Raw genomic sequence first — 15,822 nt, 5'->3', positions numbered from 1 at the left:
TTTGAATTTCAAAGTAGTCACCTAGAAAGGGAACAGCGGGCTGAGGAAGAAACGGTCGAGCCAACCGGGCTGACTCGCATCAGCAAAAGCACCGGTACCGGAATAGGTAATGCGTGCATCGGCAATCCGCGTGGAAGGCACGGTGTTGTCCGTGGAAATATCATCGGCGCGGACCATACCGGCTATGCGCACCAATTCGTCACCAGTGTTGAGGGTCATCCACTTCTCGCCGCGCACGGCAATGATGCCGTTGGGCAATACGTCAGCGACCGTCACGGTGATCGAGCCGGTCAGGCTGTTGCCCTGCCCCGCCGCACTCTTGCCGTCGGTAGCGCGGCTGCCGCTGTAGCCGGCGTTCAAGGTCAGGTCACCGTCGCTCAACGGGTTATTGACGTTGGGCACGGCGCCAAACAGAGAACTCAAACCAAGGCTGGCGGTGCTGTTCTTGCCCACCTGGGAGTTGGCATTCTTGCTGGCCTGGGTGCGTTCGTTCAGGGTGATGGTGATGATGTCACCGACCCGGAACGCCTTGCGGTCGCTGTACAGGTTCTGTTCGAAACCGGCTTGGTAGATCGAACCGTTGTTGGCCGCCGCCGGCAGTGGGGTGCGCGGCAACACCGGCGCGTAGTACGGGTCATTGGGTTTTGGCGTCGGGGCGACACAGCCCGCGAGCACGGCAATCCCACTCAATGCCAGAACGGAAACATAGCGATTCATGACCCTTACCTCACGGTGTTGCAGGTGCTCTCAGGAGCGCCCCATAGACTTGATTACAGATTCTGCGTTACGAACGAAAGCATCTGGTCGGCGGTGGAGATCACCTTGGAGTTCATCTCGTAGGCGCGTTGAGTGGTGATCATGTTGACCATCTCTTCAACGGTGCTGACGTTGGAGGTTTCCAGGGTGCTTTGCAGCGTGGTGCCGAAACCGTTCAGGCCAGGGGTGCCGATTTGCGGCGCGCCGCTGGAAGCGGTTTCCAGGAACAGGTTGTTACCCATCGCCTGCAGGCCGGCCGGGTTGATGAAGTCGGCGGTTTGCAGGTTGCCGATCACTTGCGACGCCGGGTTACCGGCCACGGTGATCGACACGGTGCCGTCGTTGCCGACGGTGAAGGTCTGGGCGTTGTTCGGCACGACGATAGCCGGTTCCAGGGCGAAACCGTTGGCCGTCACGATCTGGCCATTGGAGTCCAGGTGGAAGGTACCGTCACGGGTGTAGGAAGTGGTCCCATCCGGCTGCAGGATCTGGAAGAACCCTTTACCGTTGATGGCCATGTCCAGCGGCTGCCCGGTCTGCTGCAGGTTACCGGCGTTGAAGTTCTTCTGGGTGCCGACGATCTTCACACCGGTACCCAGTTGCAGGCCCGACGGCAATTCGCTGTCCTGGGTCGACTGGGCGCCTGGCTGGCGTTTGATCTGGTAGAGCAAGTCCTGGAACTCGGCGCGGTCACGTTTGAAACCCGTGGTCGACACGTTGGCCAAGTTGTTGGAAATGGTGGTCAGGTTGGTGTCCTGGGCGGACAGACCTGTTTTGGCAACCCATAGAGCCGGAAGCATGCTGTTCTCCTTCGTGCGCCTGTTTGTTGGCGCTGCGCTGCAAAAATTAGTAGTCGGTCAATAACGCGGCTATCAGCTCATCGCCATTACGCGGGTCATGGCCTGGTCGTCTTCCTTGGCGCTGTTCATCATCTTGATGTGCAACTCGAACTGCTTGGAAAGCGCCAGGACCGCGGTCATTTCTTCAACCGCGTTGACGTTGCTCGCCTGCAGGAAACCCGAGGTCAGCGTGACGTTCGCATCGGCGACGGCCGGCTGGCCATCCTTGGTATGGATGGTGCCATCCAGGCCTTTATTCATATTCTTGAGGTCGGGCTGGACCAGCTTGATGCGGTCCACTTCAGCCATCACCCGCGGGCCTTCGCCCATGGCGCGGATGCTGATGGTGCCGTCGGCGCCCACTTCGACTTTCTGCTGCGGCGGTACGGCGATCGGGCCACCGTTGCCCATGATCGGCATGCCGTTGCCGGCGCGCAGCACACCCAGCGCATCGACGTTCATGCTGGCACTGCGCACGTAGGCTTCACCGCCATCGGGGGTTTGCACCGCCATCCAGCCATTGCCGTTCACCGCCACATCCAGGTCGCGACCGGTCTCGATCATGGCGCCAGGGCTGAAGTCGGTAGCGGGACGTTCGGTCATGGCAAACGCACGCGCCGGAAAGCTGTCACCGAACACCGGCATCGAACGCGCCTGTTCCAGGTCACGTTGAAAACCGTTGGTGGAAATGTTCGCCAAGTTGTTGGCATGGGCCTTCTGCGCCAGTGCATTCTGGCTGGCGCCGGTCATTGCCACATAAAGGTACTTGTCCACGCTCTTTCCTCTTTCTGACGCAGGCTTGCCGCCCACCGCTGTACTGATGAGGCTTAAGCAATTTGCGAACCAACTTTTTAAAAGAGGACGAAGCCCAGCAACGACGGGGGTTTGCGCGAAGGTATTGAAAAATATGGATGGAGGGATAGTCGAAAAAACGGCGGACTACTGCCGCTTACGGCAACGGCGCAGATCAATGTGGGAGGGGGCTTGCCCCCGATGGCAGTCTGTCAGCCAGATTACTCTTAGCTGACACACCGCTATCGGGGGCAAGCCCCCTCCCACATTGGGTTATTTGTCGGACTTGAGGATTTCGTAATCACGCAACTTATTGGCGATGGTGGTGTGTGACACCCCCAGGCGTTTCCCCAACTGCCGGCTGCTGGGATGCTCGGCATACAGGCTCTCCAGCACCGCCTTCTCGAAGCGTCCGACGATCGCCTCCAAACCGCCCTCCAGGGAAAAGTCGCCAAGGGGTTGGCGCACGCCGTAGTCCGGCAGGCGGATGTGTTCGACCTTGACCGTCCCGCCGTCACACAGCGATACCGCCTGGAACAGCACGTTTTCCAGCTGCCGCACATTCCCCGGCCAGTGGTAGTGGCTGAGCTTGTCCATGGCGGCAGGCGCCAGCCTGGGCAGCGGGCAGCCAATCTGCCGGCTGGCCTGGTCGAGAAAGTGCTCGACCAGGGGAGCAAGGCCGTCGAGGCATTCGCGCAGGGGCGGGATATGCAAGGACAGCACGTTGAGGCGGTGATAGAGGTCCTGGCGGAATTCGCCACGGGCGCAGAGTTCGGACAGGTCCACCTGGGTGGCGCAGATCACCCGCACATCCAGGTACACCTCTTCGTCACTGCCCACGCGCCGAAAGCAGCCGTCCTGCAGGAAGCGCAGCAATTTCACCTGCAAGCGCGCGCTCATTTCCCCGACACCATCGAGAAACAACGTACCGCCTGACGTCAGCTCCAGCAGCCCGAGCTTGCCTTCGGCCCGCGCGCCTTCAAAAGCGCCGGGGCCGTAGCCGAACAATTCGGTCTCGGCCATCGACTCGGGCAGCCCAGCGCAGTTCAGCGCCATCAACGGCGATTGCCCGCGCGGGCTGGCCAGGTGGCAAGCGCGTGCCAACAACTCTTTGCCGGTGCCGGTTTCGCCTTCTATTAATAGAGGCGCATCCAACGGCGCCATGCGCCGGGCTTCACGCACCACGGCGGCCATGACCTTGGAGCTTTGGAAGATACTGTCGAAACCGCGCAGCTCCTGTTTGCGCACATTGTAGATACGCTCGCCCACGCGGTCGGCACGGTGCAGGGTCAACACGGCACCGGCCATGGCTTCGCTGTCGTCATGTTCGGAGGACTGCAGCGGTGCGATATCCGCCAGGAACACGTCACCCTTGACCTTGACCCGCAGGCCATTGATCCGCGATTTACTCGCGCGCACCAGTTCCGGCAAGTCGAAATCCTCGGCGTAGCGCGACAACGGAATGCCCGGCACCTCGTCCACCCGTACCCCGAGCAACTGCGCGGCCGCGCGGTTGGCGGCGACGATGGAGCCGCCCATGTCGATGGACAGCACCGGAAACTCAAGCGCACCGAGCAGCGCATTGAGCTCCATATGTCGACGCTCACTGGGCATCAGCCCTACCCGTTTAACGCCAAACACCCCGGCAATCGCCTCGAACTGCGGGCGCAGCGCCTGGAATTGCATGTTCACCAGGTTTGGGCAGAACAGGTAAATGGCGTTGCCATGCTCGCCACCCACCTCACCCTTGGCGACGTTGACGCCGTACTCCACCAACAGGTTGAGGATGTCCCGCAGGATGCCGATGCGGTTCTGGCAGTGCACTTTGATACGCATGAAAAGGCTCGAAAAGTGGGTAGGCGCCGCGTCTTTTTGTCGCTGGGCGCAGATAGTCGTCAAGATTATGTGACAGCTTGGGGGCTTTTCCCAGCCCAATACCGTATTGAGCCAAGCAATCGTAACGAATACTTTACGAAAACCAGTAATTTTTCCTACACGGCCGATGCTGAAGCCGATGGAATCTTGCCCCGCACGGCGTATCAATAGGCTCATCCCAGGACATAACAAGAACGAATGCCTAGCAGGAGAGCCGTATGAAGCAGACGCACTACGTGGCCCGCGAGCCCGATGCGCAAGGTTTTATCCACTACCCGCCGGAAGAACACGCGGTGTGGAACACCCTGATCACCCGCCAGTTGAAAGTGATCGAGGGCCGCGCGTGCCAAGAGTACCTGGACGGCATCGACAAGCTCGGCCTGCCCTTGGATCGCATCCCGCAACTGGGTGAAATCAACCAGGTGCTGGCCGCGACCACCGGCTGGCAAGTCGCTCGCGTGCCGGCGCTGATCCCCTTCCAGACCTTCTTCGAATTACTCGCCAACAAGCAGTTTCCGGTGGCGACCTTTATTCGTACCCGCGAAGAACTGGATTACCTGCAAGAGCCGGATATTTTCCACGAGATCTTTGGCCACTGCCCGCTGCTGACCAACCCGTGGTTTGCCGAGTTCACCCACACCTACGGCAAGCTCGGCCTGGCGGCCAGCAAGGAGCAACGGGTATACCTGGCGCGCCTGTACTGGATGACCATCGAGTTCGGCCTGGTGGATACCCCCGACGGCCGGCGTATCTACGGTGGCGGGATTTTGTCGTCGCCCAAGGAAAGCGTGTACTGCCTGTCCGACCAGCCTGAACATCAAGCCTTCGACCCGCTGGAAGCGATGCGCACCCCGTATCGCATCGACATCCTGCAACCGCTGTATTTCGTATTGCCCAACCTCAAGCGCCTGTTCGAAGTGGCGCAGGAAGACATCATGGGCATGGTCGAGCACGGTATGCAGTTGGGCTTGCACGCGCCGAAGTTCCCACCCAAGCCCAAAGCCGCGTGAGCCTCAGCTTTTAAGGCCAGGTGAGTCTGTTCCCTGGCCCCGCGTTGCTTTAGGGTGACGCCACTGACGACCGTTTTTAAACACTCGAATTCAGGACACCACCACATGACCACCTTGAACCAAGCCCACTGCGAAGCCTGCCGCGCCGATGCCCCGCAAGTCAGCGATGAAGAACTGCCGGTGCTGCTCAAGCAGATCCCCGACTGGAACATCGAAGTGCGCGACGGCGTGATGCAGCTGGAAAAGGTTTTCCTGTTCAAGAACTTCAAGTTCGCCCTGGCCTTTACCAACGCCATGGGTGAAATCTCCGAAGCCGAAGGCCATCACCCAGGCCTGCTCACCGAGTGGGGCAAGGTCACCGTGACCTGGTGGAGCCACTCCATCAAGGGCCTGCACCGCAACGACTTCATCATGGCCGCGCGCACCGACGAAGTGGCCAAGGACGCCGAGGGCCGCAAGTAATGCATTTCGATGCCATAGGCCGCGTGCCCGGCGACCCGATCCTCGGCTTGATGGACCTGTATGCCCAGGACGCCAACCCGCACAAGTTCGACCTCGGCGTGGGCGTTTATAAGGACGACCAGGGCCTGACGCCGATTCCCGCTTCGGTGAAGCGCGCCGAACAGCGCCTGGTCGACACCCAGGCCACCAAGACCTATATCGGCGGCCACGGTGATGCAGCCTTCGGCACACTGATCAGCGAACTGGTGCTGGGCGCCGACTCCGCCCTACTGCGCGAACACCGTGCCGGCGCGACCCAGACCCCAGGCGGCACCGGCGCCCTGCGCCTGAGCGCCGACTTTATCGCCCACAACCTGCCCGGCCGTGGCGTGTGGTTGAGCGACCCGACCTGGCCGATCCACGAAACCATCTTTGCCAAGGCCGGGCTCAGGGTCAGCCATTACCCCTACGTGGGCGCGGATAACCGCCTGGATGTGGCGGCGATGCTGGCAACCCTCTCCACCGTGCCCAAGGGCGACGTGGTCTTGCTGCACGCCTGCTGCCATAACCCGACCGGCTTCGACCTGTCCCAGGATGACTGGCGCCAGGTACTGCACATCGTGCGTGAGCGCCAGTTGCTGCCACTGATCGACTTCGCCTACCAGGGCTTTGGCGACGGCCTGGAGCAGGACGCCTGGGCGGTGCGCTTGTTTGCGGCTGAACTGCCGGAAGTATTGATCACCAGTTCGTGCTCGAAGAACTTCGGCCTGTACCGCGACCGTGTCGGCGCGTTGATCGTGTGCGCGGCGGATGCCGAGAAGCTGAAGGATGTACGCAGCCAACTGGCGAATACCGCGCGCAACCTGTGGTCGACGCCGCCGGACCATGGTGCGGCGGTGGTCGCGACCATCCTGGGGGATGCCGAGCTGAAAAAGCAGTGGAGCGAGGAAGTCGAAGCCATGCGTGCGCGAATCGCGCAGTTGCGTTCCGGACTGGTGGAGGCGTTGGCGCCCCATGGCCTATCGGAACGGTTTGCGCACATTGGGGCGCAACGCGGGATGTTTTCCTACACCGGCTTGAGTGCCGAGCAGGTCAAGCAACTGCGCGAGAAGCACAGCGTGTATATGGTCAGTTCGGGGCGGGCCAACGTGGCGGGTATTGATGCGACACGCCTGACACTTCTGGCCGAAGCCATCGCCGACGTCTCCAACTGAAGAAACACAAAACCAATCGTAGGAGCGAGCTTGCTCGCGAAGAACTCATAAGCACCGCGCCTATTCAGGCTGCACGCGTTATCGTTGACGTTTTTCGCGAGCAAGCTCGCTCCTACAGTTGGACTGTGGTTGGCCTTCAGTTTGTGATCATCTCAGCTTTCAACTGCGCTTCTTTCGCCTGGGCATCCGCCAACCGATACAACTCGATGCTCCCGTCCCAGTGCTCGATCAACGCCGTGCACGACTCCACCCAATCCCCGCAGTTGAGGTAATCCACCTCGCCCACCTTGCGAATCTCCGCATGGTGGATATGCCCGCACACCACGCCATGCAACTCGCGCCGGGTCACTTCGTGGGCGATGGCCTCTTCAAAATCGCTGATAAAGCTCACGGCGGTTTTGACCTTGTGTTTCAGGTACGCCGACAAAGACCAGTAGCCATAGCCGTAGCGGGCGCGCCAGTGGTTCAACCAGCGGTTCAAGGTGAGTGTGAACTCGTAGGCCGAGTCGCCCAGGAACGCCAGCCAACGGTGATAGCGGGTGATCACATCGAACTGGTCGCCGTGGATCACCAGCAGATGGCGACCGTCGGCCGTCACGTGCACCGCCTCATCCACCAACTGGATATTGCCCAGGATCAGCTTGGAGTAGCGGCGCAGGAACTCGTCGTGGTTGCCGGTGACGTAGATCACCTCGGTACCGCGCTTGGCCATGGTCAGCAGGCGACGGATCACGTTGGTATGGGCCTGGGGCCAATACATGCCGCCGCGCATTTTCCAGCCGTCGATGATATCGCCCACCAGGTAGACCTTATCGGCGTGGTAGCCCTTGAGGAACTGCGATAGGTGTTCGGCCTGGCAATCCCGGGTGCCCAGGTGCACGTCGGAAATCCACAGGGTACGAACCCGCTGCTTGCGGCTGGGCTTGGTGAACTCGGCACTGGTCATGGGCATCCCTCGACGCTGTTTTCGCGAGCTTGCGCCCTGGCGATTAATAGCCCATGACAGTCGTGCGTCAGTCCGATGACAGCGCCCGCCGGCCGCGAAGCGTTGTAGACTGGCGCCCTGCCGCCCAGGAGACCGCGATGAGACCGTCGCTCACGTTACGCCACTACCTCGAAGCGCCCATCGCCCACAGCCATGACCATGCGCAGTTGGTGTTCGGCCTGTCCGGCCACCTGGACCTGGAAGTCGACGGCCGTGGCAGCCAGGTGCGCGAAAGCAGCGTGATGGTGCTGCCCTTCTCCGCCCACCACGCCTGTGGCAGTCGCGATGGCAGCCGTTGCCTGGTGCTGGATGTGCCCACGGAGCATTGGCTCCTGCAATCCCTGGGCGAACACGCCGACGCCAGCCGCCGCCTGCTCGATCAACCGGCACGCCTGGCCCTGGATTCCCGGCAGCACCAACTGGTGCAATGGCTGGCGCACAGCCCCGTGGATGATCCATTGATCGCCCAACACGGTGCGGTGCTGTTGCTGGCCAGCCTCAATCATCCGCAGGCCCCGCAGGTGCCGGGCCGTCGCCTGCCGTATGGGGCATTCAATGCGCATATCGAGCGACACGTTGCCCATCCGTTGCAGGTCGCCGACCTGGCGCGCATCGCCGGCCTGTCGGTGGCGCGCCTGCATGCGCGCTTTATCGCCGAATGCGGGCAGACGCCCATGGATTACATCCGCAGCCGGCGCCTGCAACTGGCCCTGAACCTGCTGCGCGAGACGCCGCTGCCCGTCGGTGAAATCGCCGTGCGGGTTGGCTACACCTCACAAAGCGCCTTTGCCGCCGCTATGCTGCGCGAATTCGGCGCCTCTCCCGGCGCGTTGCGGCGCGCCACATAGGGCGAGCCTTGCGCTAAAAATCGCGAGTCCCACGACAGACGCACACACCGGCACCCTCTAGACTGCGAACCTGTCACTCCCGTTGGTTCAAGGATCGCAATGACTCCCCGCTCAGCCCTCGGCGCCCTGCATATCGGCGCACTGATGTTTGGCCTCACCGGCGTATTCGGCAAGCTGGCGGCCGCCTCCCCGGCCATCATCGTCTTCGGGCGCGCCGCGTTTGCCGTGATTGCCCTGGCAGTGTTTGCACGCTTCGCCAGCAACGCCCCCTGGAAAACCCTGGCGCTGCAGGACTGGCGCCGCCTGCTGGTCAGCGGCGTGTTGCTGGCGGCGCATTGGGTGACGTTCTTCATTGCCGTCAAGGTCGCCGGCGTAGCCGTCGCCACGCTGGGGTTCACCGCATTCCCGGCGTTTACCGTGATCCTCGAAGGGCTGATCTTCCGCGAGCATATCCGCGCCAATGAAATCGTGCTGGTGGCCTTGGTCACCGTTGGCCTGGTGCTGGTGACGCCGGACTTCAATCTCGCCAGCGAAGCCACGGGCGGCCTGCTTTGGGGGATTGTCTCGGGTTTGCTGTTCTCATTGTTGTCGCTGAACAACCGCGCCAGCTCCGGACGGATTCCCGCCGTGCAGGCAGCGCTGTGCCAGAACGTGGTGGTCGCGGTGTGCCTGCTGCCCGTGGCCGCGCCGGGGCTGGCGGACGTGCGCGCGCTGGACTGGTTGTGGATCGGCCTGCTTGGGGTGTTCTGCACCGGCCTGGCCCACAGCCTGTTTGTTGCCAGCCTCGCGGTGATCAAGGCGCGCACCGCCTCGGTGGTGTTCGCCATGGAGCCGGTCTACGGCATCACCGTGGCCTGGCTGCTGTTTGCCGAAACCCCGACCCTGCGCATGTTGCTGGGCGGCGCGTTGATCATCGTCGCCATCGTGCTTTCCGGGCTGATGGGCAGCGCCAGCCAGGCCAGACAGCCCGCTGCAACGGCCTGATCTATACTTTAAACATCCGCAACAGTCAGCCGTCGTTCAACGGATAAAGACTCCTCGACGACAGCCATGGTGTTTTCTGCAGTTGCTGCACGCGAGTGGTCACTCCATCAACGCGATGCAGGGGTTTCATCATGGAAATGTTCATCAGCTTGTTGGTTCAGATCATCAGCGGTGCCGTCGGTGGCAATTTGGCCGGCATGACCAAACAAAGCCTGGGCACCGGGCTCAATACCATGCTGGGGGGTGTCGGCGGGCTCGTGCTGGGCCAGGTCGTGGCCGCGCTGACCGGCACATCGGGCGGCGAGGCGCTGGATGTGGCGGCAGTCGGCAGCAATATCGTCGGCGGCGGCGTGGGCGGCCTGGTGCTGACCTGGGTCGTGGGCTTCATCAAAAGCAAGATGGCCGCCAAATAGCGGCGCACTGAGGGGTCACCGCCCTGATGTGGCGGTGACCTTCATGGCGTACGGTCGTTGTGGCCCAGGTCGCGCTGTGGATCGATCTGGTCGCGCACCCGTTGCTTGAGCACCTTGGCTTCAGGGAAGCCACCATCCGCCTTGCGCTCCCAGATCTGCACGCCATCGCAGGTGATCCGAAACGCCCCGCCGGTGGCCGGTTCCAGCGCCACCCGGCCGAGGTCATCGGCAAACGTACTCAACAACTCCTGCGCCAGCCACGCGGCGCGCAGCAGCCACTGGCACTGGGTGCAATAGGTGATGACAATCTCGGGTTTGCTCAGCGACATAATTTGAGAGGCTCCTGGTGTGACGGGCTCGGCGGATCGGATGGCTATAATACCGGCCTTTATCGCCCAGCCTCGAGATTCATGATGCGCCGCCTGTTGTCCTGCCTGTTCCTGTGCCTGCTCCCGCTTCTTGCCGACGCCGTTGAGACGCCCCGCCCCAAAATCGGCCTGGTGTTGTCCGGCGGTGCCGCCCGAGGCCTGGCCCATATCGGCGTGCTCAAGGCCCTGGAGGAACAGGGTATTCATATCGACGCGATTGCCGGCACCAGCATGGGCGCGGTGATTGGCGGGCTGTATGCGTCGGGCTACAAGATCGATGAGCTGGAAAAACTGGCCCTGGGCATCGACTGGCAACAGGCGCTGTCCGACGCACCGCCACGGGAAGACGTGCCGTTTCGACGCAAGCAGGATGACCGGGATTTCCTGGTCAAGCAGAAGCTCAGCTTCCGCGATGACGGCAGCCTCGGCCTGCCCCTTGGAGTGATCCAGGGCCAGAACCTGGCGCTGCTGCTGGAAAGCATGTTCGCCCACACCAGCAACACGCGTAATTTCGACAAGCTGCCGATCCCCTTTCGCGCCGTGGCCACCGACATCACCACCGGCGAGAAAGTGGTATTCAGCAAGGGCCACCTGCCCCAGGTGATCCGCGCCAGCATGTCGATCCCGGCCGTGTTCGCGCCGGTGGAGCTGGATGGTCGCCTGCTGGTGGATGGCGGCATGACCGATAACATCCCACTGGATGTGGCGCGTGAGATGGGCGTGGACATCGCCATCGTGGTCGACATCGGCACCCCGTTGCGTTCACGCAAGCAACTGGCAACGGTGGTGGACGTGCTCAACCAGTCCATCACCCTGATGACCCGGCGCAACTCCGAAGAACAACTCAAGGCCCTGCATCCCAAGGACGTACTGATCCAGCCGCCGCTGGCCGCCTATGGCGTGACGGATTTCGGCCGCGCCAAGGACATGATCGATGCCGGCTACCGCGCCACCCGCGCCCTTGACGTTCGCCTGGCCCATTTGCGCCCCGCCGAGCCGATCGACCCGCAACTGGTAGCCGCGCGTACCCCGGGCGAACGCACCCCGGTGATAACCGCGATCAAGGTGGAGAACGACTCGAAGGTCAGCGACGACGTGATCCGCTACTACATCCGCCAACCGTTGGGCCAACCGCTGGAACTTGGCCGCCTGCAGACCGACATGGGCACCCTGTATGGCCTGGATTACTTCGAGCAGGTGCAATACCGCGTGGTGAAAAAGGGCCAGGACAACACCCTGGTGATCAGCGCGCGCGGCAAACGCAGCGGCACCGACTACCTGCGCCTGGGCCTGAACCTGTCGGACGACATGCGCGGCGACAGCGCCTTCAACCTCGGCGCCAGCTACCGCATGAACGGCATCAATCGCCTGGGCGCCGAGTGGCTGACGCGGGTACAGATCGGTGATCGGCAGGAGCTTTACAGCGAGTTCTACCAGCCGATGGATACCGGTTCGCGCTATTTTGTCGCGCCGTATATCAGCGCCCAGGCACAGAACGTCGAGCTGATCCTGGACAACGACCCCATCTCCGAATACCGCCTGGAACGCTACGGCTTCGGCCTCAACGTGGGGCGGCAGATCGGCAACAGCGGTGAGATCCGCTTCGGCGTCGGCGAGGCCTGGGGCAAGGCGGATGTGCGCATCGGCGACCGCGACCTGCCAAGTGTGAGCTTCAGCGAAGGCTTCTATGAACTGAAGTATTCATTCGACTCCCTGGATAACGTGTACTTCCCCCACAGCGGCGAGGACATTGGCTTGGCGTTTCGCGAATTCGAACCGGGGTTGGGCTCGGACCAGCGCTATCGACAATGGGAGTTCAAGCTGGACAAGGCCATGAGCCATGGTCCGGACACCCTGGTACTGGGCGGGCGCTACGGGCGTACCCTGGATGATTCGGACGTGGTGATTTCCAGCTTCCTGCTGGGGGGGGCGCGGCAGTTGTCGGGCTTCCGCCAGGATGCGATATCCGGGCAGAACATCAGCTTGATGCGCGCGGTGTACTACCGCCGGCTGACACCGCGCTCCTACCTGCCGCTGGATTTCCCGCTGTACCTGGGCGCGTCCCTGGAACGCGGCCGGGCATGGAACAACGACAATGAATTCGACAGCGGCTATATCAACGCCGCGAGTATTTTCCTCGGGTTTGATACACCGCTGGGGCCGCTGAATTTCAGCTATGGCTTCAACGATGATAATCAGAAGGCGGTGTACCTGAACCTGGGGCAGACGTTCTGATACAACGCTGCACCCGTGTTGGAGCGGCTATTAATTGTGGTGAGCGGGCTTGCCCCGCGCTGGGCTGCGGAGCGGCCCTGAAACCAGGCCCTGCGGTTTTTCTGAAGAATCGCGGCGGGCTCATTGGGGCCGCTTCGCAGCCCAGCGCGGGGCAAGCCCGCTCACCACAGCAAGTCCCCCACATTTTGATCGTCACTTCACCTGGGATCAGGACTTTTCCAGGTTCGCCAGAATGTGCCCATGCACCCGCATGCAGACACGCATATCTTCTTCGTCAACGCCCATAAACAGTTCCTGGCGCAAAGCCGTGGCAATAGTCTCGATCTGCTCGATCAACGGCTTGGCGGTGTCACATAGCAAGATGCGCTTGGCGCGACGGTCTTCCACCACGGCCTGGCGTTGCACCAGGCCCTGGCCTTCGAGGCTGTCGAGCAACCGGGCCAGGGTCGGCCCTTCTACACCGACGCTTTGCGCCAACTCACGCTGGGTGGGCGCTTCTTCAAAACGGGCCAGGTGCAGCAGCACCAGCCAGCGCGCCTGGGACAGGCCCAGCCCGGCCAAACGGCGGTCGAGCTCGGCGCGCCAACCTCGGGACATTTGCGCCAGTTGCATGCCAAAACGGTGTTGATCGGTTAACGGCATAAAAAACTCATGGTTTAGACTGAAAATAAAGTATGGCTAATTATTAGTCAGCTAAGCATGAGCCATGTCACTAGGCAAGAGTTGCTATGTACTGATTCGTTACATTGTCGTAATTGGCACACTAAATTTCGAATTCAGACTGCAAAGCGGCCCGTACGCAGTACAAAACCCCTTCAGGCACACGCCCGACAAACAGCGGTGCTATCTCCGCAACCGGTGGCAATTCGCCTTCTCCGTCAAGGAATGCGTCCTGGATCTCGCCGAGCAAATCCTCCGGCAAATCAAGGGCCTGCTCCAGGGACAACTGCTGCTTGCCGATGGATTCGGCCAGCAAGGTGTAGACGTTTTTCTCCGAGCATTGCAGCTGGCCGGCGATCTGGATCGGGGTCATGCCGGCGCGGGCCAGGCTGATCAGTTCATGGCGAATATCGGCGATTTCCTTCGGCGCTTCGGCCTGGCCACCAAGCACTTCGAGGAATGCCTGGCCGTAGCGCTCCAGCTTACGCGCACCGACGCCGCTGACCCGTGCCATTTCGGCCATGGTGGTGGGCTGCTCGCGCAGCATCTCCAGCAACGTGGAGTCGGGAAAAATAACGTACGGCGGCACGCTGTGTTCCTGGGCCAGTTTGCGTCGCAGGGTACGCAGGGCTTCCCACTGTTCGCGCTCCTCGCCCCGTACAAGCTGGCTGGCCTGGCTGGTGCTGGTCTTGGCGGTGGTTTGCGGCTTGAGGTCGCGGCGCAGCTCCAGGCTCACCTCGCCCTTGAGCAACGGCCGGCAGCTGTCGTTCAGGCGCAGGCCGCCATACCCTTCGATATCGATGTCCACCAGACCGCGCGCGACCATCTGTCGGAACAACGAACGCCATTCGCCCTCGGCACGGGCCTTGCCGACGCCGTAGACCGAGAGTTTCTCGTGGCCGAAGCTGCGTACTTTTTCGTTGTCCTTGCCCAGCAATACATCCACCAGATGACCGACGCCATAACGCTGGCCGGTGCGATAGATCGCCGACAACGCCTGGCGGGCGGGCTCGGTGGCGTCCCAGGTCTGCACCCCATCGATGCAGTTATCGCAGTGGCCGCACGGTTGCGGCATGTCCTCGTCGAAGTAGGCCAGCAAGGTCTGGCGGCGGCAGCGGGTCTCTTCACACAACGAGAGCATCGCGTCGAGCTTGTGCTGCTCCAGGCGCTTGTGGCGCTCATCGCCTTCGGAGTTCTGCAGCATCTGCTTGAGCATCACCACGTCCTGCAGGCCGTAGACCATCCAGGCATCCGCCGGCAGGCCATCACGGCCGGCACGACCGGTCTCCTGGTAATAGGCCTCGAGGGACTTGGGCAGGTCCATATGGGCCACGAAGCGCACGTTGGATTTGTCGATGCCCATGCCGAACGCGATGGTGGCCACCATGATCAGGCCTTCCTCGTTGAGAAAACGCTTCTGGTGGGCAGCGCGCGTTTCGTTGGGCAGTCCGGCGTGGTACGGCAGCGCCGGGTAGCCCTGCTCGCAGAGGAACGCGGCCACTTCATCGACCTTCTTGCGCGACAGGCAATAGACAATGCCCGCATCGCTGCGTCGCTCGGAAAGGAATGCCAGCAACTGCTTGCGCGGCTGCTCCTTGGGTACGATGCGGTAGAAAATATTTGGCCGGTCGAAACTCGACAGGAACCGCTCGGCGTTCTGCAGGTGCAGGCGCTCGACGATTTCTTCACGGGTGCGCTTGTCGGCCGTGGCGGTCAGGGCGATGCGCGGGACGTCCGGGAACAGCTCCGCCAGTTGACCGAGCTGCAAATATTCGCGGCGGAAATCATGCCCCCATTGCGATACGCAGTGGGCTTCGTCGATGGCGAACAGGGCAATTTCCAGGCTCTGCAAAAACGCCAGCATGCGCGGCTGCACCAGGCGCTCAGGTGCCAGATAAAGCATCTTCACTTCACCGCGCTTGATCCGCGCGGCCAGGTCGCGTTGCTGCTCGGCACTGAGGGTGGAGTTCAAGGCGGCGGCAGCGACGCCAAGTTCTTCCAGGGTCGCAACCTGGTCGTCCATCAACGCGATCAGGGGGGACACCACCACTGCCAGCCCGTTGCGCAACAACGCCGGCACCTGGAAGCACAACGACTTGCCACCACCGGTAGGCATCAGGACCAGGGCATCACCGCCCTTGGCCACGCGCTCAATGATCGCACCCTGGCGACCACGAAAGCTGTCGTAGCCGAAGATGTCCTTGAGGACGCGTTGAGCCTGATCGAGCATGTATAACTCCAACAAAATAGTGCCGAAATCCCTCTGTACAGGCTGGTCGAAAAAATACGGGCTCACGGAAAATAATCCGTAAGCGAAGTTTTCTCGACCTGGCGCTTGGCCTGCAGGGGCATCACAAAACGCGGCAGTATACCCGAGCGTCATCCGGCAAAGGGCGCCGCTG

15 protein-coding genes are annotated in these 15,822 nt (G+C 61.9%); 7 read left to right on the top strand and 8 right to left on the bottom strand.

What is annotated here, in order from left to right; all coding sequences use genetic code 11:
• Nucleotides 1–21: 21 nt before the first annotated feature.
• The 4 genes from flgH to BFQ01_RS08635 form a co-directional block, all read right to left on the bottom strand.
• Nucleotides 22–717, bottom strand: a complete 696-nt coding sequence (flgH, locus tag BFQ01_RS08650) for a flagellar basal body L-ring protein FlgH (protein WP_065924947.1) — start codon at nucleotides 715–717, stop codon at nucleotides 22–24.
• A 53-nt stretch (nucleotides 718–770) separates the two neighbouring features.
• Complete coding sequence (gene flgG, locus BFQ01_RS08645; RefSeq protein ID WP_027603835.1) at nucleotides 771–1,556, bottom strand: flagellar basal-body rod protein FlgG; 786 nt, start codon at nucleotides 1,554–1,556, stop codon at nucleotides 771–773.
• A gap of 72 nt (nucleotides 1,557–1,628) precedes the next feature.
• Nucleotides 1,629–2,369, bottom strand: a complete 741-nt coding sequence (locus tag BFQ01_RS08640) for a flagellar basal body rod protein FlgF (protein WP_065924946.1) — start codon at nucleotides 2,367–2,369, stop codon at nucleotides 1,629–1,631.
• 291 nt (nucleotides 2,370–2,660) lie between these two features.
• The gene (locus BFQ01_RS08635) at nucleotides 2,661–4,223 is read right to left on the bottom strand and encodes a sigma-54-dependent transcriptional regulator (RefSeq protein ID WP_065924945.1); all 1,563 of its coding nucleotides are present in this window, start codon (nucleotides 4,221–4,223) and stop codon (nucleotides 2,661–2,663) included.
• Nucleotides 4,224–4,480: 257 nt separating this feature from the next.
• Between BFQ01_RS08635 and phhA the strand changes: the two genes are divergently transcribed.
• From phhA to BFQ01_RS08620, 3 genes are all read left to right on the top strand, one after another.
• Nucleotides 4,481–5,272 carry a phenylalanine 4-monooxygenase gene (gene phhA, locus BFQ01_RS08630; RefSeq protein WP_065924944.1) on the top strand — a complete coding sequence of 264 codons (792 nt, stop codon included), beginning with the start codon at nucleotides 4,481–4,483 and terminating at the stop codon, nucleotides 5,270–5,272.
• Between the two features lie 105 nt (nucleotides 5,273–5,377).
• Nucleotides 5,378–5,734, top strand: a complete 357-nt coding sequence (locus BFQ01_RS08625) for a 4a-hydroxytetrahydrobiopterin dehydratase (protein ID WP_010208721.1) — start codon at nucleotides 5,378–5,380, stop codon at nucleotides 5,732–5,734.
• Nucleotides 5,734–6,927 carry an amino acid aminotransferase gene (locus tag BFQ01_RS08620; protein WP_065924943.1) on the top strand — a complete coding sequence of 398 codons (1,194 nt, stop codon included), beginning with the start codon at nucleotides 5,734–5,736 and terminating at the stop codon, nucleotides 6,925–6,927. The genes BFQ01_RS08625 and BFQ01_RS08620 overlap by 1 nt, the downstream gene beginning before the upstream one ends.
• A gap of 136 nt (nucleotides 6,928–7,063) precedes the next feature.
• Here the strand turns inward: BFQ01_RS08620 and BFQ01_RS08615 are convergent, their stop codons facing one another.
• A complete protein-coding gene (locus BFQ01_RS08615) occupies nucleotides 7,064–7,873 on the bottom strand; it encodes a UDP-2,3-diacylglucosamine diphosphatase (protein WP_065924942.1) in 810 nt (269 codons plus the stop codon).
• Between the two features lie 137 nt (nucleotides 7,874–8,010).
• Here BFQ01_RS08615 and BFQ01_RS08610 point away from each other — a divergent pair, with 137 nt between their 5' ends.
• From BFQ01_RS08610 to BFQ01_RS08600, 3 genes are all read left to right on the top strand, one after another.
• Nucleotides 8,011–8,760 carry a helix-turn-helix transcriptional regulator gene (locus tag BFQ01_RS08610; protein WP_065924941.1) on the top strand — a complete coding sequence of 250 codons (750 nt, stop codon included), beginning with the start codon at nucleotides 8,011–8,013 and terminating at the stop codon, nucleotides 8,758–8,760.
• Nucleotides 8,761–8,859: 99 nt separating this feature from the next.
• Nucleotides 8,860–9,744, top strand: coding sequence for a DMT family transporter (locus BFQ01_RS08605; RefSeq protein ID WP_065924940.1), 885 nt, complete (start codon nucleotides 8,860–8,862; stop codon nucleotides 9,742–9,744).
• 131 nt (nucleotides 9,745–9,875) lie between these two features.
• Nucleotides 9,876–10,157, top strand: a complete 282-nt coding sequence (locus tag BFQ01_RS08600; RefSeq protein ID WP_027603827.1) for a hypothetical protein — start codon at nucleotides 9,876–9,878, stop codon at nucleotides 10,155–10,157.
• Between the two features lie 41 nt (nucleotides 10,158–10,198).
• Here BFQ01_RS08600 and BFQ01_RS08595 read toward each other — a convergent pair whose 3' ends face one another.
• A complete protein-coding gene (locus BFQ01_RS08595) occupies nucleotides 10,199–10,486 on the bottom strand; it encodes a SelT/SelW/SelH family protein (protein ID WP_065924939.1) in 288 nt (95 codons plus the stop codon).
• An 84-nt stretch (nucleotides 10,487–10,570) separates the two neighbouring features.
• On the opposite strand from BFQ01_RS08595, the gene BFQ01_RS08590 reads away from it, so the two are divergent.
• Nucleotides 10,571–12,760: a patatin-like phospholipase family protein gene (locus tag BFQ01_RS08590; RefSeq protein WP_065924938.1), complete on the top strand. Its 2,190-nt coding sequence runs from the start codon at nucleotides 10,571–10,573 to the stop codon at nucleotides 12,758–12,760.
• A 207-nt stretch (nucleotides 12,761–12,967) separates the two neighbouring features.
• Here BFQ01_RS08590 and BFQ01_RS08585 read toward each other — a convergent pair whose 3' ends face one another.
• Together BFQ01_RS08585 and recQ are read right to left on the bottom strand one after the other, a co-directional pair.
• Nucleotides 12,968–13,402 carry a MarR family transcriptional regulator gene (locus BFQ01_RS08585; protein ID WP_065924937.1) on the bottom strand — a complete coding sequence of 145 codons (435 nt, stop codon included), beginning with the start codon at nucleotides 13,400–13,402 and terminating at the stop codon, nucleotides 12,968–12,970.
• Nucleotides 13,403–13,523: 121 nt separating this feature from the next.
• Complete coding sequence (recQ, locus tag BFQ01_RS08580; protein ID WP_065924936.1) at nucleotides 13,524–15,650, bottom strand: DNA helicase RecQ; 2,127 nt, start codon at nucleotides 15,648–15,650, stop codon at nucleotides 13,524–13,526.
• Nucleotides 15,651–15,822 lie beyond the last annotated feature (172 nt).

It is taken from the genome of Pseudomonas sp. 8 R 14, from assembly GCF_900005955.1.
Lineage (GTDB): Bacteria > Pseudomonadota > Gammaproteobacteria > Pseudomonadales > Pseudomonadaceae > Aquipseudomonas > Aquipseudomonas marginalis.
This window is presented reverse-complemented; position numbering and strand designations above follow the sequence as displayed.

Bases quoted from the DNA above. Each gene is read 5' to 3' on its own strand.
- recQ (WP_065924936.1), bottom strand. From the start codon at position 15,650: ATGCTCGATCAGGCTCAACGCGTCCTCAAGGACATCTTCGGCTACGAC.
- BFQ01_RS08610 (WP_065924941.1), top strand. From the start codon at position 8,011: ATGAGACCGTCGCTCACGTTACGCCACTACCTCGAAGCGCCCATCGCC.
- flgH (WP_065924947.1), bottom strand. From the start codon at position 717: ATGAATCGCTATGTTTCCGTTCTGGCATTGAGTGGGATTGCCGTGCTC.
- phhA (WP_065924944.1), top strand. From the start codon at position 4,481: ATGAAGCAGACGCACTACGTGGCCCGCGAGCCCGATGCGCAAGGTTTT.
- BFQ01_RS08605 (WP_065924940.1), top strand. From the start codon at position 8,860: ATGACTCCCCGCTCAGCCCTCGGCGCCCTGCATATCGGCGCACTGATG.
- BFQ01_RS08590 (WP_065924938.1), top strand. From the start codon at position 10,571: ATGCGCCGCCTGTTGTCCTGCCTGTTCCTGTGCCTGCTCCCGCTTCTT.
- BFQ01_RS08620 (WP_065924943.1), top strand. From the start codon at position 5,734: ATGCATTTCGATGCCATAGGCCGCGTGCCCGGCGACCCGATCCTCGGC.
- BFQ01_RS08600 (WP_027603827.1), top strand. From the start codon at position 9,876: ATGGAAATGTTCATCAGCTTGTTGGTTCAGATCATCAGCGGTGCCGTC.
- flgG (WP_027603835.1), bottom strand. From the start codon at position 1,556: ATGCTTCCGGCTCTATGGGTTGCCAAAACAGGTCTGTCCGCCCAGGAC.
- BFQ01_RS08615 (WP_065924942.1), bottom strand. From the start codon at position 7,873: ATGACCAGTGCCGAGTTCACCAAGCCCAGCCGCAAGCAGCGGGTTCGT.
- BFQ01_RS08625 (WP_010208721.1), top strand. From the start codon at position 5,378: ATGACCACCTTGAACCAAGCCCACTGCGAAGCCTGCCGCGCCGATGCC.
- BFQ01_RS08585 (WP_065924937.1), bottom strand. From the start codon at position 13,402: ATGCCGTTAACCGATCAACACCGTTTTGGCATGCAACTGGCGCAAATG.
- BFQ01_RS08635 (WP_065924945.1), bottom strand. From the start codon at position 4,223: ATGCGTATCAAAGTGCACTGCCAGAACCGCATCGGCATCCTGCGGGAC.
- BFQ01_RS08595 (WP_065924939.1), bottom strand. From the start codon at position 10,486: ATGTCGCTGAGCAAACCCGAGATTGTCATCACCTATTGCACCCAGTGC.